The 24,475-nt window shown below is 71.8% G+C and carries 23 protein-coding genes; 10 read left to right on the top strand and 13 right to left on the bottom strand.

The genetic code is table 11. The features are described from left to right. Window positions 1-67: 67 nt before the first annotated feature. The 6 genes from J8M51_RS06260 (at window position 68) to J8M51_RS06235 (ending at window position 4,576) form a co-directional block, all read left to right on the top strand. Window positions 68-694: a TetR/AcrR family transcriptional regulator gene (locus tag J8M51_RS06260; protein ID WP_086756395.1), complete on the top strand. Its 627-nt coding sequence runs from the start codon at window positions 68-70 to the stop codon at window positions 692-694. A 127-nt stretch (window positions 695-821) separates the two neighbouring features. Then, window positions 822-1,172, top strand: coding sequence for a nuclear transport factor 2 family protein (locus tag J8M51_RS06255; protein ID WP_086756397.1), 351 nt, complete (start codon window positions 822-824; stop codon window positions 1,170-1,172). Window positions 1,173-1,188: 16 nt separating this feature from the next. Beyond that, window positions 1,189-1,578: a nuclear transport factor 2 family protein gene (locus J8M51_RS06250; protein WP_086756399.1), complete on the top strand. Its 390-nt coding sequence runs from the start codon at window positions 1,189-1,191 to the stop codon at window positions 1,576-1,578. Window positions 1,579-1,605: 27 nt separating this feature from the next. Continuing rightward, window positions 1,606-1,926, top strand: a complete 321-nt coding sequence (locus J8M51_RS06245; RefSeq protein WP_086756401.1) for an EthD family reductase — start codon at window positions 1,606-1,608, stop codon at window positions 1,924-1,926. A gap of 32 nt (window positions 1,927-1,958) precedes the next feature. Beyond that, window positions 1,959-3,497, top strand: a complete 1,539-nt coding sequence (locus tag J8M51_RS06240; RefSeq protein ID WP_086756403.1) for a class I adenylate-forming enzyme family protein — start codon at window positions 1,959-1,961, stop codon at window positions 3,495-3,497. Then, complete coding sequence (locus tag J8M51_RS06235) at window positions 3,494-4,576, top strand: MBL fold metallo-hydrolase (RefSeq protein ID WP_086756404.1); 1,083 nt, start codon at window positions 3,494-3,496, stop codon at window positions 4,574-4,576. Before J8M51_RS06240 ends, J8M51_RS06235 begins: the two co-directional genes overlap by 4 nt. 18 nt (window positions 4,577-4,594) lie before the next feature. Here the strand turns inward: J8M51_RS06235 and J8M51_RS06230 are convergent, their stop codons facing one another. The 9 genes from J8M51_RS06230 to J8M51_RS06190 all read right to left on the bottom strand — a co-directional run bounded on the left by J8M51_RS06230 (window position 4,595) and on the right by J8M51_RS06190 (window position 15,285). Then, window positions 4,595-5,344 (bottom strand): SDR family NAD(P)-dependent oxidoreductase, encoded by a 750-nt coding sequence (locus J8M51_RS06230; RefSeq protein ID WP_086756406.1) that lies wholly within the window; start codon window positions 5,342-5,344, stop codon window positions 4,595-4,597. Then, a complete protein-coding gene (locus J8M51_RS06225) occupies window positions 5,341-6,426 on the bottom strand; it encodes a phosphotransferase family protein (protein WP_256964862.1) in 1,086 nt (361 codons plus the stop codon). The genes J8M51_RS06230 and J8M51_RS06225 overlap by 4 nt, the downstream gene beginning before the upstream one ends. After that, window positions 6,423-7,682 carry an acyl-CoA dehydrogenase family protein gene (locus tag J8M51_RS06220; RefSeq protein WP_086756408.1) on the bottom strand — a complete coding sequence of 420 codons (1,260 nt, stop codon included), beginning with the start codon at window positions 7,680-7,682 and terminating at the stop codon, window positions 6,423-6,425. The genes J8M51_RS06225 and J8M51_RS06220 overlap by 4 nt, the downstream gene beginning before the upstream one ends. 25 nt (window positions 7,683-7,707) lie before the next feature. Beyond that, window positions 7,708-8,535 carry an SDR family NAD(P)-dependent oxidoreductase gene (locus J8M51_RS06215; protein ID WP_256964865.1) on the bottom strand — a complete coding sequence of 276 codons (828 nt, stop codon included), beginning with the start codon at window positions 8,533-8,535 and terminating at the stop codon, window positions 7,708-7,710. Beyond that, complete coding sequence (locus tag J8M51_RS06210; RefSeq protein ID WP_267299025.1) at window positions 8,532-10,271, bottom strand: ABC transporter permease; 1,740 nt, start codon at window positions 10,269-10,271, stop codon at window positions 8,532-8,534. Before J8M51_RS06210 ends, J8M51_RS06215 begins: the two co-directional genes overlap by 4 nt. A gap of 4 nt (window positions 10,272-10,275) precedes the next feature. Further along, entirely contained in the window at window positions 10,276-11,469 is a 1,194-nt protein-coding gene (locus tag J8M51_RS06205) for an ABC transporter ATP-binding protein (protein WP_267299024.1), read from the bottom strand. 99 nt (window positions 11,470-11,568) lie between these two features. Further along, window positions 11,569-12,603, bottom strand: coding sequence for an ABC transporter substrate-binding protein (locus tag J8M51_RS06200; protein WP_267299023.1), 1,035 nt, complete (start codon window positions 12,601-12,603; stop codon window positions 11,569-11,571). 222 nt (window positions 12,604-12,825) lie between these two features. Beyond that, window positions 12,826-13,935, bottom strand: a complete 1,110-nt coding sequence (locus tag J8M51_RS06195) for an NADP-dependent oxidoreductase (RefSeq protein WP_398856286.1) — start codon at window positions 13,933-13,935, stop codon at window positions 12,826-12,828. A gap of 315 nt (window positions 13,936-14,250) precedes the next feature. Further along, complete coding sequence (locus tag J8M51_RS06190) at window positions 14,251-15,285, bottom strand: glycoside hydrolase family 5 protein (protein WP_086759747.1); 1,035 nt, start codon at window positions 15,283-15,285, stop codon at window positions 14,251-14,253. A gap of 236 nt (window positions 15,286-15,521) precedes the next feature. Here J8M51_RS06190 and J8M51_RS06185 point away from each other — a divergent pair, with 236 nt between their 5' ends. Then, window positions 15,522-16,874, top strand: coding sequence for an NAD(P)/FAD-dependent oxidoreductase (locus J8M51_RS06185; RefSeq protein ID WP_086759749.1), 1,353 nt, complete (start codon window positions 15,522-15,524; stop codon window positions 16,872-16,874). Beyond that, window positions 16,861-17,202, top strand: coding sequence for a hypothetical protein (locus J8M51_RS06180; RefSeq protein ID WP_086759751.1), 342 nt, complete (start codon window positions 16,861-16,863; stop codon window positions 17,200-17,202). Before J8M51_RS06185 ends, J8M51_RS06180 begins: the two co-directional genes overlap by 14 nt. A 12-nt stretch (window positions 17,203-17,214) precedes the next feature. Here the strand turns inward: J8M51_RS06180 and J8M51_RS06175 are convergent, their stop codons facing one another. From J8M51_RS06175 to J8M51_RS06165, 3 genes are all read right to left on the bottom strand, one after another. Next, window positions 17,215-17,643 (bottom strand): hypothetical protein, encoded by a 429-nt coding sequence (locus J8M51_RS06175; RefSeq protein ID WP_086759753.1) that lies wholly within the window; start codon window positions 17,641-17,643, stop codon window positions 17,215-17,217. Between the two features lie 27 nt (window positions 17,644-17,670). Further along, window positions 17,671-18,630 (bottom strand): sigma-70 family RNA polymerase sigma factor, encoded by a 960-nt coding sequence (locus J8M51_RS06170; RefSeq protein ID WP_086759755.1) that lies wholly within the window; start codon window positions 18,628-18,630, stop codon window positions 17,671-17,673. Window positions 18,631-18,772: 142 nt separating this feature from the next. Further along, window positions 18,773-21,130 carry an ABC transporter permease gene (locus J8M51_RS06165; protein WP_086759757.1) on the bottom strand — a complete coding sequence of 786 codons (2,358 nt, stop codon included), beginning with the start codon at window positions 21,128-21,130 and terminating at the stop codon, window positions 18,773-18,775. Between the two features lie 317 nt (window positions 21,131-21,447). Between J8M51_RS06165 and J8M51_RS06160 the strand changes: the two genes are divergently transcribed. Together J8M51_RS06160 and qcrB are read left to right on the top strand one after the other, a co-directional pair. After that, window positions 21,448-21,741, top strand: coding sequence for a WhiB family transcriptional regulator (locus tag J8M51_RS06160; RefSeq protein WP_086759759.1), 294 nt, complete (start codon window positions 21,448-21,450; stop codon window positions 21,739-21,741). Beyond that, on the top strand, window positions 21,734-23,494 hold the full coding sequence (gene qcrB, locus J8M51_RS06155; RefSeq protein ID WP_086759761.1) for a cytochrome bc1 complex cytochrome b subunit: 1,761 nt from the start codon (window positions 21,734-21,736) through the stop codon (window positions 23,492-23,494). The genes J8M51_RS06160 and qcrB overlap by 8 nt, the downstream gene beginning before the upstream one ends. Here the strand turns inward: qcrB and J8M51_RS06150 are convergent. Further along, entirely contained in the window at window positions 23,409-24,125 is a 717-nt protein-coding gene (locus tag J8M51_RS06150; protein WP_218781469.1) for a sigma-70 family RNA polymerase sigma factor, read from the bottom strand. The two genes, qcrB and J8M51_RS06150, sit on opposite strands and share 86 nt — an antisense overlap. Between the last annotated feature and the right edge of the window lie 350 nt (window positions 24,126-24,475).

The following is a 24,475-nucleotide window of genomic DNA, read 5'->3' as shown; positions in this document are numbered from 1 at the left end:
TCAAGTAGGTCTACCCTCAGACATCCGATCGGCGACCGGCGCCGGTCATGGAGCGCAGGGAGAGCCGATGGCGAGGGCGCGGATCGTGGATCCGGACCAGGGGCCCAGGTCCAAGCGGGCGGCCATTCTGGAGGCCGCGGTGGAGTACTTCGGCGAGACCGGCTACGAGACGACGAAATGGTCGGACGTGGCCGACCGGGTCGGCATCGGGCAGACCGCGCTCTACCACTACTTCGAGTCCAAGGCCCACTGCCTGCTCACCATCATGCGGCTGGAACTGCAGCGTTCCCACGACATGTTCACCGAGGCGGCGGCCGACGAGGAGGACCCCGTCGAGGCGCTGCGGGCCGGGGTGCGCGCCGCCTTCGCGGTGTCCGAGCAGGAGATCCGGCAGATGCGGGTGCTGCAGGCCAACATGTCGCTGCTCGCCACGCCCCGGAAGTCCAAGCGCGAGGAGACCGAGCGGATCGCCGCCCGGCAGCTGGTGCAGATGGTCGAGCGGGACTGGACGAACCTGCTGGTGCGCGGCATGGCGAAGGGCGCCTTCCCGGTGCGTGACGCCCATATGCTCGGACTGGCCGTGCTCGGGATGATCGTCAGCGTGTGGCGGTGGTACCGGCCGACCGGGGCGATCCCGCTGTCGGAGATCAGCGACCTGATCGAGGGATGCGTGGTCCGGATGGTCGGCGAGTAGCGCGGCGACAGGGGAGTGCTCCGCCCCTTGTGTGGGCGGGGCACCCGTCCTATCCTCAAACTGAACTGAACTCAGGTTGAATCCGGTGGGGAACCCCGGACGACCCGGCGGCGAAGGGGCTCAGACCATGGTGCTTCGCGAGTACATGGCCCGTATGGACGGTCAGGACCCGGAGAAGGCCCTGGAGTTGCTGGAACCCGGCTTCCGCTTCCTGATCGCCCTGCCGGGCGGCGAGCGGGCCGGTGAATCGAAGGCCGACTTCGCCGCGTACATCGCCGGCCGCGACGCCACGGACCGGGTGCACGAGATCGTGCGGTCCTCGGTGGACGGGGACCTGGAGACCGTCTACGGCTTCGTGGTCGAGGGCGGCACCGCGACCGGGGCGTTCCTGTCGGCCGCCGTCGTCTCGCCCGCCGGACTGATGGCGCGCTACCAGTCCTTCTTCACCCCCGCCTTCCACCTCGTCGACCGGCCCTGAGCAGGAGGCACAGCGGATGCCCGCGACCCAGACCCCACCGTCCGCGACCGCGCCGTTCCTGAGCGCGTGGTTCGCGCTCCTCGACAGCCCGGACGCGTCCCGGATCCTCGAACTGATCGCCGACGACTTCTCGTTCTCCATCCTCTTCTCCACCGGCGGCGACGGCGCCACCGACTTCCACGGCGGCCGGACCGAGATGGAGGGGTACCTCGCCCAGCGCGAACAGGGCACCCGGACCCACCACCTGCTGACCGCCAGTGCCCAGGGCCGCGACGAACTCTTCCTCGGCGAGGTCCGGCGCTCCGGAGTGCCCGAGGCCACCTTCGTGGCCTCGGCCCGGCTCGACCCGTCCGGCAGGGTCCGCCGGCTGCTCATCGGACGGTCGCCCGCGCTGCACTTCACCTGACCCGCCCGCCCGCACCCGGGAGATGGCATGTACAACCTCGTCCTGCTGGCCGCACGGCCGCCCGACTGGACCCATGAGCGGTTCATCGACTGGTGGCGCGGCGAACACGCCGAACTGACCCGCCGGCTGCCCGGACTGCGGTCCTGGCGGCACACCGAGATCGACGCCGCGCTGGAACCGCGCTCCGAGGGCTGGGACGGACTCTCGGTCCTCGGCTTCGACACCGCCGAGGACCTGCGCACGGCACTGGACAGCCCCGAGTGGGCCGCCGCCGTCGCCCAGGTCGGCGACATGCGAGGCCGCCGGATCGCCGTCATGGGCACCGAGCGCGAGATGTACGCGGGCTGACCGCCCCGCCGAGCGAAAGGAGCAGGGGCCGTATGCGACAGACCGTGCGGGAGTTCCAACAACTGGCGGAGGAACGCGACTTCACCGCCGTCATCGACGATCACGGCCACCACACCGCGCGGGACCTCCTCGACGCCGCCGTGACCCTGGCGGAGGCGATGACCCCGGACGGCACGGCCGTCGGCACGGTCCTGGTGCAGGCCGACAACTCCTGGCGCACCGTCGCCGCCACCCTCGCCGCGGGCATGACCGGCGGGGTGCTCGCCGTGGTCAACCGGCACACCACGGCCGCCGAGTTCGCCTCCGCCCTCGACGACATCCGGCCGGACGTCGTCGTCGCCGAGCCCGCCGCGCTGCGCGAGTGGCACGGACCGGGCATGCCGACCGGCGGAAAGGCGGAGGCGCTCGGCGGCTGGACCGTGCTCTGCGACCGGGACCACTCGGACGTCGCCCGCTGGGACGGCGGTACGGTCATCGGCTTCACCTCCGGCTCCACCGGACGCCCCAAGGGAGTCGTCCAGTCCGAGGCCGCCCTGCGCTACGCCTGCGCCCGCACGGGTGAGATCAACGGACTGCGCCCCGGTGACGCGGTGGCCGCCGTCGTCCCGCTCTCCTCCACCGCCGCGTACTGCTTCGGGGTCTGCATGTCCCTGATGCTCGCCGGACCGCTGGTGCTCACCGGCCGCTGGGACCCCGGCGTCGCCGTCGAACGGATGGCCGAGCACCGCGCCCGGTGGACCATGTGCGTCCCGACCATGGCCCTGCAGATGGGCGCGGCGGCCGCGGGCTCCCGGGCCCTCGAAGGGGTCCGCTCGATCACGGTCGGCGGCGGCCCGATGGACCGGGGAGCGCTCGCCCGCGCCGAACGCTCGCTCGGCACCCGCATCCTGCGGGTCTTCGGCATGTCCGAATGCCTGGGCCACACCTCGCCGCGCCCCGACGACCCCGAGGAGATCAGACTCGGCCGCGACGGCCGCCCCTTCCCCGGGACCGAACTGAGGACCGTGGGCGCGGACGGCACGGTCCTCGGACCGGGCGCGACCGGCCACGCGCAGGTGCGCGGCCCCTCCCTCTTCCTCGGCTACGCCCGCGCCGGCGCCGTGGAGCCGCCCGCCCTCACCGCCGACGGCTTCCTGCCCACCGGGGACCTGCTCATGACCGCCGCCGACGGCACCGTCACCGTCATGGGCCGGGAGAAGGACGTCATCATCCGGGGCGGCCGCAACCTCGACATCACCGAGATCGAACGCGCCGTGGCCAGCCACCCCAAGGTGGCCCGTGTCTGCGTCGCCCCGGTCCCGGACCCCCTCCTCGGTGAACGCCCCGCCGTGCTCGTCGTCCCCGAGGACACCGCCGACGACCTCCCCCTCGACGAGATCACCACCCATCTGGAACGCACCGGCCTGTCCAAGGCGAAGTGGCCGGAGTTCGCGTTCACCGTGCCCGAACTGCCCCAGACCCGGGTGGGCAAGCTCGACCGAGGGGGCGCCCGCGACCTCGTACGCGACCTGTACGAGCGGCTGTCCGAGTCCGGCGGGCAGCCCGCACAGCGACGACTGGGAGACGTATGACCACCCGTTTCGACCGTGGACAGTGGGCGCAGAGCGGGGCCGAGACCGTACGGCCCGGAGTGCACCGCGTACCGCTCCCGCTGCCCGACGACGGACTGCGGGCCGTCAACGTCTACGTCCTGGAGGAGGACGACGGGCTGGTGCTGATCGACGGCGGCTGGTCGATCCCCGAGTCCCGCAAGGCGCTGGAGGACGCCCTCGCCGGCCTCGGCCACGACCTCGCGGAGATCACCCACGTCCTGGTCACCCACATCCACCGCGACCACTACACCCAGGCCGTGGAACTGCGCCGGCTGCTCGGCTCCCGGGTCTACCTCGGCTCCGGCGAGCGGCGCGGCCTGGAACTCCTCGGCGAACTGCGCACCGACCAGCCCGTCGGATCGCTGCGGACCCTGCGCCGGGCCGGTGCCACGGAACTGGCCGACCGGATCGAGGCGATGGACCACGGCGGCTTCGACCCCGCCGTGTGGGAGGCGCCCGACCGCTGGCTGCAGGCGGAGGAGCTGCGGTTCGGGGACCGCACCCTGCGGGTCGTCCCGACCCCCGGGCACACCCGGGGCCATGTCGTCTACCTCGACGAGGCGCGGGGGCTGCTGTTCTCCGGGGACCATGTGCTGCCGCACATCACCCCGTCCATCGGCTTCGAACTGGGCGACGGCCCCGGACTGCCGCTCGGCGACTACCTCGCCTCGCTGCGGCTGATGACGACCCTCGCCGACGCCCGGCTGCTGCCCGCGCACGGGCCCGTCGGCGACAGTGTCCACGGCCGGGTCGAGGAACTGCTCGCCCACCACGACGACCGCCTCGGGGAGACGCTCGCGGTCCTCGGCACCCGGTCCCTCGACGCCCACGCCGTGGCACGGGAACTCGGCTGGACCCGGCGGCAGGTCCCCTTCGAGGACCTGAACCCCTTCAACCGGATGCTGGCCGTCAACGAGACGGCGGCCCACCTCGATGTGCTCGTGGCCCGCGGCCGGGTCGACCTCGCCCCGGTGGACGGCGTGCACCGGTACACACGCCGCCACCCGGGGACCGGTGACGACGCCCACGCCTCGGAACCGGCACCCGCGTCGGCGTGACGCGGGAGGGCGGCCACCTCAGCGGGCCGTCCAGCCCCCGTCGACGTACAGCTCCGAACCCGTCATGAAGCCCGCGTCGTCCGAGGCGAGGAACGCCACGGCGGCGGCCACCTCCTCGGTCCGGCCCAGCCGGCCGAGCGGGGTGCCCTCGATCATCGCGGTCAGCCGGGGGGTCCCCTTCCACAGCTCCCGCGACAGGGGCGTCTCGATGAAGCCCGGGTGCAGCGAGTTCACCCGCACCCCGCGTGTGCCCCAGTGCAGCGCCGCGTTCTTGGTCATGAGCCGTACGGCGCCCTTCGCCGCGTGGTACGAGAACTGGGCGCCGAAACCGCCGACCGTGCCGAAGATCGAGGCGACGTTGACGACGGAGCCGCCGCCGGAGCGCTCGATGGCCGGACCGCCGTGCTTCATCCCCAGCCAGACACCGGTCTGCGTCACCCCGATCACCCGCTCCCAGCCCTCCTGGGTCTCGGACTCCACCGTGGCCATCGTCGCGATGCCCGCGTTGTTGACCAGTACCGACAGACCGCCCAGCCGGTCGGTCACCTCGGCGACGACCCGCTCCCATGCCGCCTCGTCGGTGACGTCCAGGGCCAACCCCAGGGCGCCGCCGGGCAGTTCCCCGGCGAGTTTCCCGCACCGCTCGCCGTCGAGGTCGGTGACCACCACGGTCGCGCCCTCGTCCGCCAGCCGGCGCACGATCGCCTCGCCGATGCCTCCGGTGGCCCCGGTCACCAGCGCCACCTTCTCCGAAAGCCGCGTCATCACGTCCCCTGTCGCTTCTCGTCCTGGATGGTTCGGGCCGGCGGCAGATCCACGGACAGCCCGGAGCGCAGCAGCGCGGGCACCGCCGAGCCGACCCGGTCGAAACCCGGACCGACGGTGCGCCCGGCGCGATGGCGGGCATGGACGCCCTCCGCGATCACCGCCAACTTGAAGTAGCCGAGGGCCCGGTGGAACGCCAGCGCGGACATGTCCCGGCCCGAGCGCTCCGCGTACCGTTCGGTCAGCTCCCGAGCGGAGAGGAACCCCGGGTTGGCGGCCGGGACATGTCCGCCGCCGAGCACCGGCTCGCACACCGGGTCCCAGTAGACGAGCAGCAGACCGAGGTCGGCGAGCGGATCGCCCAGCGCGGCCATCTCCCAGTCGACGATCGCGGCGACGCGTCCCGGGTCACCGGCGTCGAGGATGACGTTGTCGAGCCGGAAATCCCCGTGCAGGACCGCCGGTTCGCCGCCGTCGTCCCGGACCAGGGACAGCCCGCGCACCAACGTGGCGTGCAGCGCGTCCAGTTCGGGCAGATCACGGGTGGCGACCCGGTCCCACTGGCCGCGCCAGCGCCGTACCTGGCGTTCGACGTACCCGGCCGGGCGCCCGAACCCGCCCAGCCCGACCTCGTACGGATCGAGCGTGTGCAGGGCGGCCAGCTGGTCGACCAGCGCCTCGGAGCACCGCCGCGCGTCCTCGGCGGGCAGCCGGGCCGCCTGCCCGGCGTCCCGCACCACCGTGCCCCCGACGAACGAGACGAGGGTGAAGGGCGCACCGATCACCGACGCGTCGGCGCAGGACAGCACGGTCCGCGGCACGGGGACGCCGGTGCCGGCGAGCGCGGCCATGACACGGTACTCGCGGTCCATGTCGTGCGCGGTCGGGGTGAGCGTGCCGAGCGGCGGCCGGCGCAGCACCCAGCGGTGGGTGCCGTCCGTCACGAGGTAGGTGAGATTGGAGCGTCCGCCGAACAGCGGGCGGACGTCCAGCGGACCGGAGCAGCCGGGGACCTCGCGCTCGACGAAACGCCGGAGCGCGGGCAGATCCACCCCGGTCACGGTGGCGTCGCCGGGGGCCGTCACGCGCCGCCCCCGCGCGTCAGTGCCGCCTCCTGCCCCTGCTCCCCGTACTCCCCCTGCTCCCCGTGCCCGCGCTCCCGTGCCGCCCGGACCGCGCGCTTGGCGATCGCCCACCGATGGGTCTCCGACGGCCCGTCGTAGATACGGAACGGCCGGACCTCCCGGTAGAGCGCGGCGAGCGGGACGTCCTCCGAGATTCCGAGCGCCCCGCAGATCTGGACGGCGCGGTCCACGACCCGGCCCACGGCCTCGGACACGAAGGTCTTCGCGATCGAGGTCAGCTGGGCGCCCGGCCGGCCCTGGTCGAGTTCCCAGCAGGCCCGCCAGAGCACCGCCCGGCTCGTCTCGATGTCGATCTCCGAGTCCGCCAACTGCTGCTGCACCATGCCGAGTTCGGCCAGCCGTCCCCCGAAGGCCCGGCGCCGGGCGGCCCGGTCGAGGGCGATGTCCTGCGCCCGGCGGGCCACCCCGAGCCAGCGCATGCAGTGGGTCAGCCGCGCGGGACCGAGCCGCACCTGCGCGTACGCGAAGCCCCGGTGGACCTCGCCGAGGACCGCGTCGTCGGGCACCTCGCAGCCGTCGAGGGCGAGTTCGCTGTGGCCGCCGAACAGGGCCCGGTCGAGGGTGCCGATGTTCCTGACCACCTTCATGCCCGGGTTGCCGGCGTCGATCAGGAACATGGTCGCGCCGCCCGGGTCGCCCGGTTCACCGCCCGTGCGCGCCATGCAGATCGTGAACGCGGCCCCGTCCGCCCCGCTGATGAACCACTTGCGGCCGTCGAGCCGCCAGCCGCCCGGGACCCGTACCGCCGTCGTCGCCAGCGCCCGGGGGTCGGAGCCGGCGCCGGGGGAGGGCTCCGTCATCGCGAAGCACGACCGGGTCTCCCCGGCCGCCAGCGGCGCCAGGAACCGGGCCTTCTGCTCCTCGGTCGCCACGGCGTCGAGGAGGTGCGTGTTGCCCTCGTCGGGCGCGGCGCAGTTGAGGGCGAGCGGGCCCAGCAGCGAGTATCCGGCGGCCTCGAACACGACCGCCTGGCCCCGCAGATCCAGCCCGAGCCCACCCCATCGCGCCGGTACGTGCGGGGCGAACACCCCCGCCGCACGGGCCGCCTGCTGCAACCCCCGTCTCAGCGGCTCCGGACCGGCGTGTACATCACCGCGGCACTCCTCCTCGGCGGGCAGCACGGTCTCCCGGACGAACGCGGTGGTTCGCCGCGCGAGCTCCGCGACGTCCGGCTCGATGTCGAACTCGATGGCCATACGGCCCCTCTCCGATTGCGTACGTTCATGGCCCGACCCCGCGCCAGGCCAGCGCGCCGCCGTCGACGACATAGGTGGCGCCGGTGATGAACGCCGCGTCGTCGGAGGCCAGGAAGCAGGCGAGCGCCGCGACCTCCTCCGGGCGCCCGAGCCGGCGTACGAGCTGGGGTGCGGTCAGCTCGCGCTCCATGGCGTCGCGGTCGTCCGCCGCCGCGAAGAAGTCCCGGGTCAGGGGGGTCTCGATGACGCCGGGGCAGAAGCAGTTGCAGCGCACGGGTGCGAGATCGACGGCGGTGACCTTGGTGAGGTGGATGACGGCGGCCTTGGTGGTGCCGTAGACCGGGGCCAGGGGGAAACCGGTGAGCCCGGACACCGAGGCCGTGTTGACGACGGAGGGCCCACGGGTGGAGCGCCGCAGATGGGGTGCGGCGTACTTCGTGGTCAGCCAGACGGCCTTGAGATTGACCTCGTACACGGCGTCCCAGACGTCCTCGGGGAGCGTGTCGACCGCGCGGTCGGCGGGCCGGTCCACGTACGCGGACTCGATCACCCCGGCGTTGTTGACGAGGACGTCGAGCCCGCCGAACCGCTCCGCCGCGCGGTCCACCATGGCCTCGATCCGTTCGCGGTCGCGCAGATCGCAGACGATCGGCTCCGCCTCGGCGCCGGCGGCGCGGACGAGTGCGGCGGTCCCGGCCGCGGTCCCGCCGTCCCGGTCGGCGACCGCGACCGCCGCCGCGCCCCGGCGGGCCATCTCCACGGCGATCGCCCGGCCGATCCCCTGACCGGCGCCCGTCACCAGCACCACCCTGCCGTCCAGCGCGCCCACGCCCATGTCCCCGCCCCCGGTCACAGCTTCTCGAAGATGTCGGAGCCCGCGACCGACATGGCCACGAAGACACCCGCCGACGTCACCAGCGTCATGACGAGGGCGATGGCCGCGACCAGCGGATAGGAGCCGTTGGTCCAGTAGTCGAACAGGATGGTGCCCATGACCTGGGTCGTCGGCGCCCGCACCAGCAGCGAGGCGGTGAACTCATGGGTGAGCAGCACGAACATCAGCGCCCCCGCGCCGGCGAGCGTGGGGCGCAGCAGCGGCAGCGTGACCTCGGTGGTGGTCCGCAGGGCGCCCGCCCCGCTGGTCCGTGACGCCTCGACATAGGTGTCGCCGAGCGCCACCATCCCGGACAATTGCATCCGGGTGGCGAAGGGCAGCATCAGCGTGACGTAGACGAGGACGATCACCGTCCGGGTGCCGTACAGGATGAAGGGCTCGCGGCTGTACGTCAGCAGGAATCCGGCGCCGAACACGACCGCGGGGATACCCAGGGGCATGGCCACGATGAAGTCGACGGCGGCCCGGACGACAGGGAACCGGCGTCCTTTGAGAAGCAGGGAGGCCGCGACGAAACCGAGGGGGAGCGCGATGGCGACGGAGACGACCGAGGTGGTGAGGCTGTTGACGATCGCGTCGGTGATCCCCGACTCCTGGAACACCCGCCGGAAGTTGTCCAGGGTGAATCCGCTCGGCTCGATCTTCCCGCTCCAGAAGGACGAGAGCGACACCACCAGGAGCGCGCCCAGCGGCAGGGCGAGGGCCACCAGGGCGTAGAGGAGGATGCCGGTCACCGCGACCCAGGACGGCCTGCCACCGGAGCGGAACGCCTTGCCGCCGTGGGTGACGAAGCGGCTGTGGTCGCCGAGGATCACCTTCTGGAAGAAGACGACGGCGATACCGAACAGCAGCAGCGGTGAACCGATCGCGGCCGCCCGGCCGTAGTCGACGGGGCTCTGCGACACGGCGGCGTACATGTCGGTGGTGAGGACGTCGATGCCGTTGTTCCGGCCGAGCAGCAGCGGCCCCGTGAACTGGCCGAGCCCGAGGAGCAGCGCCACGAAGCCGCCGTACACCAGCACCGGGCGCAGCAGCGGCAGCGTCACCCGGAAGAACACCCCGGCGGCCGACGATCCGCTGACCTGGGCCGCCTCGATCAGTTCCGCGTTGATGTTGCCGAAGCCCGCGCTGACGAACAGGTAGACGAAGGCGGTCAGCCCGAAGCCGGTGATGATCACGATCCACGGCAGGGTGTAGATGTCGACGGGCCCCTCGTCGAGGTGGTTCCACCAGGGCAGGGTGCGCAGGGCCGCGTTGAGGTAGCCCGGGCGGGGCGAGAACAGGAACGCCCAGCCGGTCACCGCGGCCACGGCCGGGACGACGATGGGCAGGATGGGCAGCACGCGCAGCAGCCGCAGCCGAGGGGGCAGCCGGGTGGCGGCCCAGGCCAGGAACGTGCCGAGGACGAGAGCGATGGCCAGCGAGCCCAGAGCCAGCCCGGCCGTCCTGCGCAGTGTCTCCCCGATGTCCGGGGCGTCGAAGGCGGCCCGGTAGCCCCGGGCGTCGTTCTCGAAGGCCAGCCGTTGCAGGCCCACCAGCGGGGCGATCACCAGATAGCCGATGGCGGCCAGGAACACGAGCGCGCCGAGCCGCGGCAGATGGCGCCGGGCCCGGCTCAACGCCGTCGCCCGTGACGGAACAGGGGGCGGCGGCGCGGCCGTGGGGGCGGGAGCGGAGACGGCGGGTGCGGCCATGACGTCACGCCCCCACCGGGGCGGCGGGGGCGTGCGCGGGCGTGCGCACCCCGTCGGCGTCGTAGTAGATCGCCGCGTCCCTGGCGAACCACGCGGTGACCCGCTGACCGCGTGACAGACCACGGGCCCACGGTGCGCCGGTCAGCGGCGCCCGCGCGTGCAGCCGGTTGCCCGCGACGGTGACGACCACGTCCATGTGGCGCCCGCCGAACTGCGCGTCGACGACCTCCGCGGCGAGGCCGACGCCGTGGCCCGGCGGTTTCTCCTCGACCGGACGGAGCAGCAGGTCGTCGGGGCGCAGCCGAACGGAGACCTCGTCGTGCGAGCGGGGCACGGGCAGTTCGCCGACCACGTCCCCGGCCGCCGTACCCGCCGCGTCTGCCGTGCCCGCCCGGCCGTCGGTGTCCGGCGGGCCCACCACCGTCCAGCCCTCGCCGGAGCGCCGGAGCGACAGCCGGTCGGACATGCCGATGAACCCGGCGACGTACTCGGTGGCCGGCTCCTCGAACACCCGCTGCGGGGTGTCGAGTTGCTCGATCCGGCCCGCCTTCATGATCGCGAGCCGGTCGCCGAGCGCCAGGGCCTCGCTCTGGTCGTGGGTGACGAACACGGCGGTGAACCCCAGCCGTGCGTGCAGCTCGTGCAGCTGGGCGCGGACCTGGTCGCGCAGCCGGGCGTCGAGGTTGCTCAGGGGCTCGTCGAAGAGCACCAGGTCGGGCCGGGCGGCCAGGCCGCGGGCCAGCGCCACCCGCTGCTGCTGGCCGCCGCTGAGCTGGGCCGGATAGCGGTCGAGGAGGGCGGCGCAGTCGACGAGTCCGGCCGCCTCCTCGATCCGTTCACGCGCCTGGTCACGGGGCACCCGCCGGGTCCTGAGCGGATAGCCGATGTTGCGGCGCACCGTCATGTGCGGCCACAGCGCGTACGACTGGAACACCATCCCGATCCGGCGTTTGTTCGGAGGGAGGTTCACCTTCCCGTGTACGTCCAGCACCGACCGGTCGCCCAGCGAGATCCGGCCCTCGTCGGGTGTCTCCAGTCCGGCCAGACAGCGCAGGGTCGTGGTCTTCCCACAGCCGCTCGGACCGAGCAGGACGACGAACTCGCCCGGTTCGATCTCCAGCGACAGATCGTCGACCGCCACCGCCGGTGGCTTGCCGGCGAACCTCTTCGTCAGACCCTCGATGCGCACATGGGACACGGGGGACTCCTCACGTCCAAAGATCGGGTGAGTGGGCACCCGCCGGCGCGGGTGCCCACACTGCTCCGCACACGTCCTGGCGGACGCGGTCCACCGCCCCTACTGGAACAGGGACTTCCACTTCTTCTGGTACGCGGCCACGGCGTCCGGCGTGAGCTTCGCCGGGTCCTGGATGCGCACCTTGTCGTTGGTGATCACGGTGCCGGGGACGTCGGGCAGGACCGAGCCGGCCGACGGGGTGATCAGCTCCTGTCCCTTGGCGGTGACCATGAAGTTGGCGAAGAGCTGACCGGCGTTGGGGTGCGGGGCGGTGCTCAGCACCATGCCGTAGTAGCGGGCGCCCCACGCGCCCTCGGGCGGCATGCGGTAGTCGACCGGAGCGCCCTTCGCCTTGGCGGGATCGAGCGCGATCGGCGCGACGAAGCTGCCGGCGGCGATCTCGCCGGACTGCAGCGCCTCGCCCATCGGGAGGGAGCTGGGGTAGATACGCGGTTTCTGGGCGGCCAGCTTCTTCACGAAGTCGGCGCCGTACGTCTCCTCCAGCCACAGATAGAAGTCGACGAGCGAGGGTGCGCTCGGCTCGACGACACCGATCTTGCCGCCCGCCAGCGACGGGTCCAGCAGGCCGGTGTAGTCGGTGAGTCCCTCGGGATGGAGCTTGGTGTTCCAGCCGAAGGTGAGGACGGCGGAGTTGGTCTCGAAGTAATTGCCCTTGTGGACGTAACTCTTGGTGTCGTAGGCGCCCTTGCCGGTCAGCTCGGGGCCGACGGGAGCGAGGAACCGTCCGGCCTCGGCCTGCGGTTTCACCCAGGACAGGCTGGCACTGACATACATGTCGGCGATGCCCTTGCCGGAGTTGAACTCCGTCTCGACCTTCACCCCGAGGTCGCCGTCGACGCCCCGCACGGTCTTGACGTCGATCCCCGGGTACTTGGCCTCGAACGCCTTCGCGAGGTTGTTGAGCGAGGTCAGGTCCTGCGCCGAGTAGACGGTGACCTGGCCTTCCTTCTTCGCCGCGGCGACCAGTTCGTCCATGCTCGCCGACGCGGGCACGACCTTGGACTCGGCGTTGGTGTCGCTGCCGCCGCCGCACGCGGTGGCCAGCAGGGCGGTGATCGATAGCAGGACGAGCAAAGCGCCACGCCGTCGCGGATCTGGTCTCATTCTCGGCTCCCTTGCCTGAAACCGGCTCCAAGATTTCAGGGAAATTACCAAACTGAACTAGGTTAGGCAATAGATTGCGCACGCATGGGGGGAGGTGGGGTTCGTTGGGGTGGGAGCCCTGGTCATACAGTGACCGGTGCTCTTGATTGAACTCATTTCAGTTCAGTGATGGTGCGGTTGCGGCGAGTGTGGTCAGCCGCCGGGGCTCTCACCATGCGCGACACCGTCGATCCGCACAAGCGTCTTGCCGGTGTTGTCGCCCCGGAGCAGCGCCGCCAGAGCCGCGGGTGCCTGCGCCAGCCCGTCCACGACCGTCTCCCGGTACCGGAGCCGGCCCTCCCGGACCCAGCCGCCGAGCCGGGATCTGACCTCGGGCAGCAGGGAGGCGTGTTCGCTGCCGCGGAAGCCGCGGAGCGTCAGGTTCTTGGTCACCGTGAGCATCAGGTTGTCCGGGCCGTGCGAGGGCCCCCGCGCCGCGTACTGCGAGATCATGCCGCAGATCGCGACGCGCCCGGACTTCCGCAGCGCCCCGAGGGCGGCTTCGAGATGGTCGCCGCCGACGTTGTCGAAGTACACGTCGATGCCGTCCGGTGCCGCCTCGCGCAGCAGACTCGGCAGCGGGCCGTCCCGGTGGTCGAACGCCGCGTCCAGGCCGAGGTCCTCCCGGAGGTACCGCACCTTCTCGGCGGAGCCCGCGCTGCCGATGACGCGATGCCCGTGGAGCTTCGCCAGCTGGGCGACGAGGCTGCCCACGGCGCCGGCCGCGGCGGAGACCCACACCACGTCGCCGCCTCGCAGCTCCGCGACGCGGAAGAGCCCGGCGTAGGCGGTGAGCCCGGTGGCGCCGAGGACGCCGAGATGGGCCTGCGGCGGTGTGCCGCGCACATCGAGCCGGGTGAGCGTGCCGACACCGCCGAGCGCCCGGCTCCCCGCCTCGACGACCGCGTAGTCGCGCCAGCCGGAGGCGTGCGAGACGGTGTCGCCCGGGGCGAATCCTTCGGCGCGGGACTCGACCACCTCCCCGACGGTCATGATCCCGTCCATCGGCTCGCCTAGGGGGAAGGCCGGGAAGTACCCCTCCGGTGCCCGCTCCCGCAGCCGTAGCCGCAGGGCGGCGTCCACGGATGTCCAGGTGTTCCGGACCAGCACCTCGCCCGGCCGGGGCCGGCGCACCCCGGCCTCGACCACACGGAAGTCCGACGCCCGGACCTCCCCGCGCGGATAGGCGACCGGCCGGACCTCACGGCCGACCACCATCACGTCCGCCGGGGACGGGCGACCCGCCCCGGCCCCGGTGCGCATCTCGTCCATGAACTGAACTTGTATCATGCTGATTCCAGCGCGTCCATGCTTGCTGTGACTGGCATGGAACCCCTTCAGTGGATAGCACTTGAAGTGAGTTCACCAAGCAATCGGGCCGCGAGGAGCGCCCCCGGCCGTGAATACCGCCCAGGGGAGGGCCTTCGTGACGATTCCATGGCCGTGCGGACCATCGCGTGGGGAGGGGCGCATCGCCGCGAAGTGCCCCGCGTCCGCGACCCGCGCCCGCCTCGGCACGAACGGGAATCGGCCCCCGGCGCACCGGGGGCCGATTCCCGTCACATGGATCGTCACCGGTCAGAAGTCGTCCGGTGTGCGGATGCGGTCGCGGATCCAGACACCCGCGGGCTTGAGGGAGGAGGTACCGGTCCAGGGGCCGTTGCCGTCGCAGGTCCCCTGCTTGAAGACGGCGCCGCTGCGTTCGTCGTCGGAGAAGTTCCAGTTGACCCAGCTGATCTTCTTGGCGGCGAGCAGATCGAGATAGCGCTGCGACATGGCGAAGTCGTTCGCGCCCTCACCCGCGTAGTTCTGGGTGCCGAACTCGGTGACGAAGACGGGGATGCGGTCGGCCGCGCGGGAGAGGGTCCGCAGGTACTCGTCCCGGTGCGAGGAGGCGTAGAAGTGGAAGGTGTACATGATGTTCGCCGCGTTCACCGGGTTGTTGACCACCTCGGACTCGTTCGCGCCCTCCGACACACCGAGCGAGGACCAGGCGCGGGTGCCGACCAGGATCGGAGTGTCGGGGTCCTTGGCCCGGATGACGGGGATGAGCTGCTCGGCGTAGCTCTTGATACGGGACCAGCTCACCCCGCTGGGCTCGTTGGCGATCTCGTACAGCAGGTTGTTCTTGTCGCGGTGGCGCTGGGCGATCTCGGAGAAGAAGGTCTTGGCGCGGGCGAGGTTCTGGTGCGGGTCGCCGGGGTCGAGCATGTGCCAGTCGACGATGGCGTACATGCCGCGCGCCGTGGCCTGCTCGATGGCGGAGTGCACCAGGTCGGTGAAGCGGCGCGGATCGGTCTCGTAGCCCCCTTCCTGGATGTACATGGAGACGCGCAGGACGTCGGCCTTCCAGTCGGTGGCCAGGGCGTTGAGCGAGCCGCCCGTGACGCACTGGCTGTACCACTGGAGGCCGTGGGTGCTCATCCCACGGAGCTGGATCGTTTTTCCTTGCTGGTTGCAGAGCTTGGTGCCGCAGACCTTGAGCTGGCCGTTGGCGGCGACGGGGGTGACCGCCGCGGGGGCCGTGGGTCCGGCCTGTGCGGTGCCCGGGATCAGGACGAGGCCGAGAAGGAGCAGCACGGCGACGAGCGGAACGGATCGTGCCGGTCTCATGGGGGACTCCTCGCTAACTGGTAGGAAACTTTCCTAACAGAAGGGAATAGCAATTGGTCCGGACCTTTACAAGAGATCTGACAAGACCACGACAACATCGCCACGTCCGGCCCCGCTGCCGACCACATGTCACATCCGCGCCGCCGGAACGGTCTTAGGAGCGAGACAGAAACACCGTTGTCACACCGTCACACACCGACCTGTCCAGCTGAACGGGACGAGAAGCAGAGGGAATCATGCGCGAGATCCTGATCGTCGGCGGTGGCTACGCGGGCTTCTACACCGCGTGGGGCCTGGAGAAGTCGCTGCGGCCGGACGAGGCCAGGGTGACGGTCGTCGACCCGCGCCCGTACATGACGTACCAGCCCTTCCTGCCGGAGGTCACGGCCGGTTCGGTCGAGGCCCGCCACGCCGCCGTGTCGCTGCGCCGTCATCTGCGAAGGACCCGGCTGGTCGCGGGAAGCGTGACGGAGATCCGGCACCGGGACCGGACGGTCACGGTCCGCCCGGCGGACGGAGACGACCACGAACTGCGCTACGACATCCTCGTCGTCACCGCCGGCGCCGTGACCCGCACCTTCTCCGTCCCCGGGGTCGCGGAGCGGGCCATCGGTCTGAAGCACGTGGAGGAGGCCGTCGCCATCCGCGACCGGCTGCTGACCGCGTTCGACCAGGCGGCGTCCCTGCCGCCCGGCGCCGCCCGGCGGAAGCTGCTCACCGTCACCTTCGTCGGCGGCGGGTTCTCCGGGGTCGAGGGCTTCGGTGAACTGCTGTCGCTGGCGACCGCGATGCTCAGGTACTACCCCGAACTCGGCCCGCAGGACCTGTCGTTCCATCTGGTCGAGGCCCGGGACCGCATCCTGCCCGAGGTGGGCGACGGACCGGGGGCGTGGGTGGTCCGCTCCCTGGAACGCCGGGGCGCGCGGGTGCACCTCGGCACCCAGCTCGTCTCCGCCGTGGACGGACACGTCGTGCTCTCCACCGGAGAGGAGTTCGACTCCGAACTGATCGTCTGGACCGCCGGCAACGCCTCCAACCCGGTCGTGCACAACCACACGGACCTCCCGGTGGACGAGCGGGGCCTGCTGGTGGTCCGGCCCGACCTCCGTGTGGGCACCGCGAGCGAGCCGGTGGCCGACGCCTGGGCGGCCGGGGACGACGCGGCCGTCCCCGACCTGGCGCTGCCGATCCCCGGGGCACGGACGGTGCCGAACGCCCAGCACGCCGTACGCCAGGGCAGGCGCCTCGCCAAGAACATCGTCGCCGGGCTGCGCGGGCGCGAGCTCCGCGACTACCGCCACGGCAGCCTGGGGGTGGTCGCGACACTCGGGCTGGGGCGCGGCATCTTCCAGTACCGGAACCTGGTCGTCAAGGGCTTCCCGGCCTGGCTGATGCACCGCGGCTACCACGTCCTGGCCGTGCCCACCTGGGAGCGCAAGATCCGGGTGCTCACCGTCTGGCTCACCGCGGCCCTGTTCGGCCGGGACCTCGTCTCCCTCGCCTCCGTCCAGCACCCGCGGGACGCCTTCGTCACGAGCGCCGGTCCGCGCACCGCCCCCGTCTCAGGAGCCCGCCATGGACGCGAGTGAAGAGGCCGCGCGCGGCCTGACCGACATCGAGGCACTGCTCTACCGGGAGGGTCATCTGCACGCGGCCCAGCAGCGGGTGGCGGCCTTCGTCGCCCGGGAACCCGGTCTGACACCGGAGCAGAGGAACGACATCGAGCGCTGGTACCTCGACGAACAGACCTATGTGGCCCGGATGGTGACGGACCACATCACCGACAGCGTCGCCGCGGCGCACGCACAGCACCGCGTCCGTCTCGGGCGCTGGCTGAGGGGCACCATGATCGCCATGACGCTGATCACCGTCGCCATGGCCGGACTGTGCGTGGTGATCGTGGCGTCGGTGCACTGACACCGTGTGCGGTCACGGACGCCCGGCGCGGTACAGACCCCGGCCGGCCCGTCGCACCCGCGCGGTGCCGACCAGCCGGTCGAGGGTGCTGCGCACCCCGTTGATGCTGCCGCTGTCGGTGTCACGGCCCAGAGCCGCGGCGACATCACGGGCCCGGACCTCGGCGTCGCCGACACCCGCGAAGTACTCCATGATCTGCTCGGTGAGCCTGCCGTACGACTTCTGCCCCTGGGCGGCGGTCCCGGTGTCGTCGGTGCCGGTGCCCGCCCCGCCGCTGGGGCCGGTGTCGATGTCGTCGTCCGCGGGCGCTGGCGCTGGCGCGGGCGTTGACGCGGGCTCGGTGGTCGTGTGGTCGGCGGTCGTGTGGTCGGTCCGCGGTGCGGCGGCCGGGGCCGGGTGGTCGAGCAGGAGGGGCTGGAGGACGCCGAGGGCCCGCTGCACCGAGCCGAGATCCGCGACTCCCCCCAATCATAGGCAGCCGTCGGACACATGGTGGGGGCCCGAGGAGCGGGTACCGGAACCGAGGAACGCGGCGATCTTGTCCGGGCTGAACACCCACATCAGCTGGTGGACGCCCTCGGCCGACGCGGCGAGCGTCAGGAACGCGACGGGTGCCCCGGCCCGGCTGATCAGCACGCCCGTACCGCCGTTGGCGTCGACGAACCGTGGCTCCGCGTCCCGCCAGAGTCTGGTGTAGGTCACCATCCTGGCCACCCGCGCCCGGCCCCGTACGGCGATGCGGGCGCACCCCCGCATACCGTTGCCGTCGGACAGGCTGACGGTGTCTGGGGTGAGCAGGGCCTCCAGCGACGCCACGTCCCCGGTCCGCGCCGCCGCGACAAACACACTGAGCAGACGGCGGTGTTCGGCCGTGTCCACGCTCGCGCGCCGCCCCTGCGACAGATGTCTGCGCGCACGGCTGACGATCTTCCGTACGTTGACCAGGCTGAGGCGCAGGATCTCGGCGATCTCCGGATAGGCGTAGTCGAACGCCTCACGCAGTACATAGGCGGCGCGTTCCGTGGGGTTGAGTCTCTCCAGCACCAGCAGCACGGCCATCTCGAGGGCCTCCGCGCGCTGGGCGCCCAACTCCGGGTCGGAGCCGGTGTCGACGGGCTCGGGCAGCCACGGCCCGATGTAGGTCTCCCGGCGCACCCGCGCGGACTGCGCGACATTGATGGCCAGCCGGGTCGTCGTGCTGGAGAGGAAGGCGACGGGGCTGATCACCACGGAGCGGTCGGTCCGCTGCCAGCGCAGCCACACCTCCTGGACCACGTCCTCGGCCTCGACCACACTGCCGAGGACGCGGTAGGCGATGCCGAACAGACGCCTGCGGTGCCGGACGAAGACGGACAACGCGTCGTCGAGATCTGCCGTCGTGGGGGACGGCCCGGGAACCGTCGGCCCCCGGTCCTCGCTGAAAGTCACGGATGCTCCCCTCGCGTCTGCCCCACAGGACCGAGCGGAAAGAGCTTTTGTGACAGTGGTGGCACAGTGGGAACCATCTGGCGCCCCGGGACGGCCCGAAGAGGGCCTCGATGGACACACGGTGTGTCGGGAGGGCTCGTCGTCACTCGGTGCGCAGGCCCTCCGGGCGCATCATCCGCCACAGCGCCGGCAGGCTCAGCAGGGTGACGAGCAGGACCAGTACGCCGCCGACCCCCGCGTAGGGCAGGAAGACCCACCGGTCCCCGGTCTCCTTCCCCAGCATGCCGAGCATCACCTGGCCCAGCGCCAGGCCGCCGGCGGAGGCGAGCAGCGTGCTGAGGACGACGGGGACGGCCGTCTGCCAGAGCACCGACCAGGCCAGCGTGGAGCGCCGGGTGCCGAACGCCACCAGGACCGACAACAGGTTTCTGCGTTCCCGGAGTTGCTCGATCTGCGAGACCAGCATGCTCGCCGCGACGAGGACCAGCATCAGCGTGCCGCCGACCAGCGGACCGGTCTGGACGGACTCGTAGTCCTTGTCGCGCTGCCGGTTCTGCCGCTCCCGCACCGTCAGCGTCGGGTCGACCTCGGCGGCCGTGTTGCGGATCTCGTCCGCCCCGTCGGTGACACGGGGATCCGTGAACACACCGGCCCAGGTGAAGGCCCCCGGCAGGGGACCGTCCGGCAGCGCGCCCGGGGTGGCGAGAATCCCGTCGTGCCGCTCACCCAGTGGGTCGGGCACGGTGGGGACGACGGGACTGTCCTGCGGCAGCGTCCAGCGGACGGTGCGCGCCGCTCCGGAGCCGTGGTCGTCGAGGGTGACCGCCCGGCCGGGCCTGGCCGCCTCGTCGACCCGTCGACTGCCCACGGTGTCACCGGGGTTGTGCGCGACGAAGGTGTCACCGTCGCGGCACGAGGGCAGGCGGGCCATCTTCCGCAGCTGGGCGCAGTCGCCGACGGTCAGCGACGTCACCGCCCGCGCGGCGGCCGTCGCGTACGCCTCGGTGTACGCGAACGCCGCCGTCACACCGGGCGTACGGCGCAGCCCCTCCTCCAGCCGCGCGGTGGTGGCGGCGACCCCGTTCGCCGACACGAGGGTCACGTCCGGCGTCCGGGCGGCACCGGTGCCCGCGCCGCCGGATCCGCCGCCGGAGGGGTTCATGAAGCTCTGCTGCATCGCGCCGAACATCAGCTGCAGCACGATCGCGCCCGCCGTGGCCACCATGATGCCGCTGACCGCACGGGAGGCCGCCCCGCTCGACAACTGCAGTCGGCGCACGGCCAGTTGCCACGGCACGGGACCGCCCCGCAGCCCGGCCACGGCCGCCTCGACCAGCCAGGGCAGCAGCCCCGCCAGGCCCACCAGGACCAGGGTCACCCCGGCGGCGACGGGGATCGTACCGATCTCCTGGGACTTCGAGGTGACTCGCTCGGAGAGCAGCAGGATCGCCAGGCCCAGCACCGGCGGCACCAGCCGCCACCCCAGGCGCCTGCGGCGCGGGCGGGCGCTGCGGACCACCCCGAGCGGCTCCACGGACACCGAGCGCATCGCGGAGAGCGTCACCACCACCGAGGCCAGCGGCACGGCGACGGCCACGAGCACGGCCAGAGCGGGGCGCGGGACGATGTCGCCGGGGTGGGCACCGACGTCCCACAGCCGCACATACGCCGCCGCCTGACGCGCCACCAGGAAGAACCCGGCGCCGAGGACGACCCCGAGGACCGAGCCGAAGAGGGCCTCACCGGCGGCGATCCTGGCCACCGTCCGCCGGTCCGCGCCGATCAGCCGCAGCGCGGCCAGCCGCCGGTCCCTGCGGTCGCCCCCGAAGCGCACCGCCGTGGCGATGAAGATGCCGACGGGCACCAGCAGCACCACACACACCGTCACCACCAGTACGTACAGCAGGGCGTCGAGGGAATCGTGGCGGGGGACGTACCCGAAGCGCTCGGCGCGTACGGACCCGCCGGCGACACTGATGCGATCGGTGCCCGCGTAGTAGCGCAGCTCCTTCGCGTCGAGGAGACCGGAGGGGGCGATGGTGCCCACGACGCGGTAGTCCAGACGCTCCTTGAGCAGCGCGCCCTCCGACGAGTCCAGCAGCTCCCGCAGTGCCGGGGAGACGACCATCTCGCCCGGTGCCGGGATGCCCGCGACGCCGGGCGGGGCCGGGGCGCGGGAGCCTTCGGCCCGCAGCAGCAGGCCGCCGACCCGGTCGGACCGGAAGTCGGTGTCACCCGAGTCCCACACGAAGGAGGAGTCCGAGCGCGGCACCGAGGTCCCCGACGCGACGTTGGACGGCTGACGGGCGTTGCCGCGTTCGGCGCGGGCGGACAGAACGTTCGGTGTGGACGCGGCGAGCAGCAGCAGTGCGACGCCGAGCGCCACCCCGGTGGCGGTGAGGGCAGTCCTGGCCCAGCCGCCGCGGCCCCCGGCCGCGGCGAAACGTATGCCCAGACCGAGGTCACGGATCCACGCGAGAAAGGTGTTACTGAGTGGCATGGGCGTGACTATACACACTGTGTATACGCGGTGTGTATAGAGGCCACACTGTCCCAACCGTGTTGGCCAACCGCGTCGGTCGGCGGCATCCAGCGGATACCGACGCTCTCGACCAGCTCCGTGATCGGCACCGCCTCGGCGTGATCCATGCAGCGGTCCTTCCTCTCTCCGGTAGGACCAGGCACACCCGGAGCCTGTGACAAGGCCGCTCACGGGCGCCCCGCAGACCAGGTGAACCGCCCGGAGCGCGGCCCGGTGTCACACCCGCGCCGGCTGCCCGGTCTGAGCTGGCAGCCGGACTCTGGAGGTTCGCTCTCATGGCTGCAGAACACGGAGACCAAGCCCTGCACTGGCGCGAACGGGCGGCCTGCCTGCGCGTCGATCCCGATCTCTTCTTCCCCATCGGCGTGAGCGGTCCGACGCTCGTCCAGGTCGACGAGGCCAAGGCGGTCTGCGGCCACTGCCCCGTCGCGCGGCGCTGCCTCGACTGGGCCCTGCGGGCGGGCGGGGTGGAAGGCGTCTGGGGCGGCACGACGGAGAGCGAACGCCGCGCGCTGACACGCCGCGTGCCTCTCGGAACGGTTCACGAACGGCGGCGGGGACATGGATGACGGGCCGGTCGAAGAGGAAGCGCGGAAAGACGGAGAAGGCGGAGAAGGCGGAGAGAGAGGAAAAGGCGGAGAGGGCGGAGGAGGGGGAGAAGGAGGAAAGGGCGGAAGGGGTGAAAGGTTCGCCGCGTGGGCCGACGGACGCCTGGGTGGGGTCCACCGGTCGGCCAAGGAGAGAACCCGGCGGGCCTTCCCGGACCACTGGTCCTTCCTGCTGGGGGAGATATGTCTCTACAGCTTCGTCGTCATCGTCATCACGGGGGCGTTCCTGACGTTCTACTTCCACCCCTCGATGGAGACGGTGGAATACCGGGGCAGCTACGCGCCGCTGCGGGGGCAGCCGGTGTCGGCGGCCTTCGATTCGACGATGCGCATCTCGTTCGAGGTCCGGGGCGGTCTGCTGATCCGCCAGGCCCACCACTGGGCGGCGCTGGTCTTCGTCGCCGCCGCGCTCGCCCACATGATGCGGGTGTTCTTCACGGGAGCCTTCCGCAAGCCCCGCGAACTCAACTGGCTGTTCGGATTCTCGCTGTTGGTCCTCGGCATGTTCGGTGGCCTGACGGGATACGACCTGCCGGACGATCTGCTCTCCGGAACCGGACTGGCGGTGGTGAACGGGACGATTCTCTCCGTCCCGATCGTCGGCACCTATCTCTCGATGTTCCTCTTCGGCGGCGAATTCCCGGGTCATGACCTGGTGGCGCGTTTCCACGCGATCCATGTCCTGCTCATTCCGGCCCTGATGGTGGCGCTGATCGTTCTCCATCTGCTGCTCGTCCTGCGCCACCGGCACACCCGGCATCCGGGCCCGGAGCGGATCGGCAGGAGTGGCGTGGGTGGCAGGGGCGGTGGGAGTGGCACGGGTCTGCCGTTCAAGGTGAAGGCCGTGAAATCCGCCGGACTCCTCTTCCTGGTCTCCGGTGTCGTCTTCGTCATGGCCGCCGTCGCGCAGATCAATCCCGTGTGGCTCTACGGCCCCTACCGCGCCGACCAGGTCTCGGCCGGCTCGCAGCCGGACTGGTACATGGGCATCGCCGACGGACTGCTGCGGGTCATGCCCGGTTGGGAGATCGCGTTCGGGGGCCACACCCTCGCCCTGGACAATCTCGTCCCGCTGCTGGCCGGCGTCGGCTTCTTCCTCGCCCTGGCCGCCTACCCGTTCGTCGAGGCGTGGGTGACCGGCGACGACCGGGAGCAACACCTCCTGGACCGCCCGCGCAACCGCCCGGTGCGCACGGCGCTCGGCGTCGCATGGCTCAGCTTCTACGCGGTGTCCCTGGTCGGCGCGGCGAACGACATCATCGCCATCCGCTTTCATGTCTCGGTCAACGCGGTGACGTGGGCGGTGCGCGTCGGCTTGTTCGTCGTACCCGTCGCGGTCTACGCCGTGACGAAGCGGTGGGCGCTCGGGCTGCAACGCCGGGACCGGGACAAGGTGCTGCACGGCCGGGAGACCGGAATCGTCAAACGCCTGCCGCACGGTGAGTACGTCGAGGTGCACGAGCCGCTCGGCCGGGCGGAACTGCACAGGCTCACCCGGCACGAGCAGTACACACCGATCGACGCCCGCCCGTCCGTGAACGGCGGCGGCCCGGACGCCGCACCCCGTCCCACAGAGCGCCTGCGGGCCCGGCTCAGCCGAGCCCTCTACGGCGAGGGCGCCCAGATCATCAAGCCGACCGAGCAGGAGTACAGCCGGCGTCCGCACACAGAACCCGCTCCAGACGGTCCAGGTCACCGGAGTGAGCTGCCGTGAGGAACGCCTCGACCAGCCGCCGGTGCGCGACGGAGTCCACCGGCTGCCCGCGACCGCCCGCCGCGAGACGCCGCTGGGCTCGAACGACCTGCTGTCTGGTGTTGGCGACGGTGAGACACAGGAGCTCGGCGATCCGGCCGTAGGAGCAGCCGAAGCCCTCGCGCAGGACATAGACCGCCCGCTGCCTCGGCGTCAGCGTCTCCATCAGCAGCAGGACCGCCCGCTCGGCGGCGTCCCGCCGCTCGGCCAGGGCCTCCGGGGTCGCGTGGCCGTCCGTGAACTCCGGGAGCCAGGGGCTGGCGCAGGACTCCCGGCGCCGCCGGGCCGACTGGACGACATTGATCGCGAGCCGGACGGTCGTCGTGCGCAGCAGTGCCGTCGGATTCACGACGAGCGCGCGGTCGGTGCCCTGCCAGCGCAGCCATGCCTCCTGGATGACGTCCTCGGCGTCGTTCGCGTCCCCCAGGATCCGCCGGGCGATCCTGAGCAGTCCTGGTCTGGCCAGCACGAACACCGACACCGCCGGGTCCGGCTCACCGATCGTCGCCTCGGTCGTCGCCTTGGTCGTCACCTCGGCCGTCGTCACGGCTCGCGTGCGGTCATGCCCGGCTCGGGCCAGATGGGTGTCCACGACCGGCTCCTCTGCTCGGCGCCCAGGGGCGGGGAAGGCTGTCGCCCACCAACCTCGCGCCCGCGAGCGCCCGGCCGCGCCCTTGGGACCCCGTGGGCACCTCCGTGGTCGTGCCCGGCCCGCCGCGTGGCCGGGCGCCGGGCCACCGCCGCCGCACGTTGCCTTCCGTGCGTGTCACACCTTCGGCGGGTGTCCGGTCATAGAGGTGACAGCGGGCGGTGGCCCGCCGATCCGAGGAGTGCGGCGATGACGAAGCACGTTCTTGAGACCGCGGCTCAGGAACCGGCGGACACGGCGCCCGTGCCGCCCTTCCTGTACGGGCCGGGTCCGGAGGGTGCCCGGAAGTTCCT

The sequence above is a fragment of the Streptomyces griseiscabiei genome (assembly GCF_020010925.1).
GTDB classification, from domain to species: domain Bacteria; phylum Actinomycetota; class Actinomycetes; order Streptomycetales; family Streptomycetaceae; genus Streptomyces; species Streptomyces griseiscabiei.
The sequence above is the reverse complement of the archived record's forward strand: the minus strand, read 5'-3'. Positions and strand labels throughout refer to the sequence as shown.

Coding starts and splice junctions, on each gene's coding strand:
- J8M51_RS06250 (WP_086756399.1), top strand. CDS start 1,189: ATGCCCGCGACCCAGACCCCACCGTCCGCGACCGCGCCGTTCCTGAGC.
- J8M51_RS06160 (WP_086759759.1), top strand. CDS start 21,448: ATGGCTGCAGAACACGGAGACCAAGCCCTGCACTGGCGCGAACGGGCG.
- J8M51_RS06180 (WP_086759751.1), top strand. CDS start 16,861: ATGGACGCGAGTGAAGAGGCCGCGCGCGGCCTGACCGACATCGAGGCA.
- J8M51_RS06210 (WP_267299025.1), bottom strand. CDS start 10,271: ATGGCCGCACCCGCCGTCTCCGCTCCCGCCCCCACGGCCGCGCCGCCG.
- J8M51_RS06255 (WP_086756397.1), top strand. CDS start 822: ATGGTGCTTCGCGAGTACATGGCCCGTATGGACGGTCAGGACCCGGAG.
- J8M51_RS06245 (WP_086756401.1), top strand. CDS start 1,606: ATGTACAACCTCGTCCTGCTGGCCGCACGGCCGCCCGACTGGACCCAT.
- J8M51_RS06235 (WP_086756404.1), top strand. CDS start 3,494: ATGACCACCCGTTTCGACCGTGGACAGTGGGCGCAGAGCGGGGCCGAG.
- J8M51_RS06185 (WP_086759749.1), top strand. CDS start 15,522: ATGCGCGAGATCCTGATCGTCGGCGGTGGCTACGCGGGCTTCTACACC.
- J8M51_RS06195 (WP_398856286.1), bottom strand. CDS start 13,935: ATGCGCACCGGGGCCGGGGCGGGTCGCCCGTCCCCGGCGGACGTGATG.
- qcrB (WP_086759761.1), top strand. CDS start 21,734: ATGGATGACGGGCCGGTCGAAGAGGAAGCGCGGAAAGACGGAGAAGGC.
- J8M51_RS06165 (WP_086759757.1), bottom strand. CDS start 21,130: ATGCCACTCAGTAACACCTTTCTCGCGTGGATCCGTGACCTCGGTCTG.
- J8M51_RS06240 (WP_086756403.1), top strand. CDS start 1,959: ATGCGACAGACCGTGCGGGAGTTCCAACAACTGGCGGAGGAACGCGAC.
- J8M51_RS06220 (WP_086756408.1), bottom strand. CDS start 7,682: ATGGCCATCGAGTTCGACATCGAGCCGGACGTCGCGGAGCTCGCGCGG.
- J8M51_RS06260 (WP_086756395.1), top strand. CDS start 68: ATGGCGAGGGCGCGGATCGTGGATCCGGACCAGGGGCCCAGGTCCAAG.
- J8M51_RS06190 (WP_086759747.1), bottom strand. CDS start 15,285: ATGAGACCGGCACGATCCGTTCCGCTCGTCGCCGTGCTGCTCCTTCTC.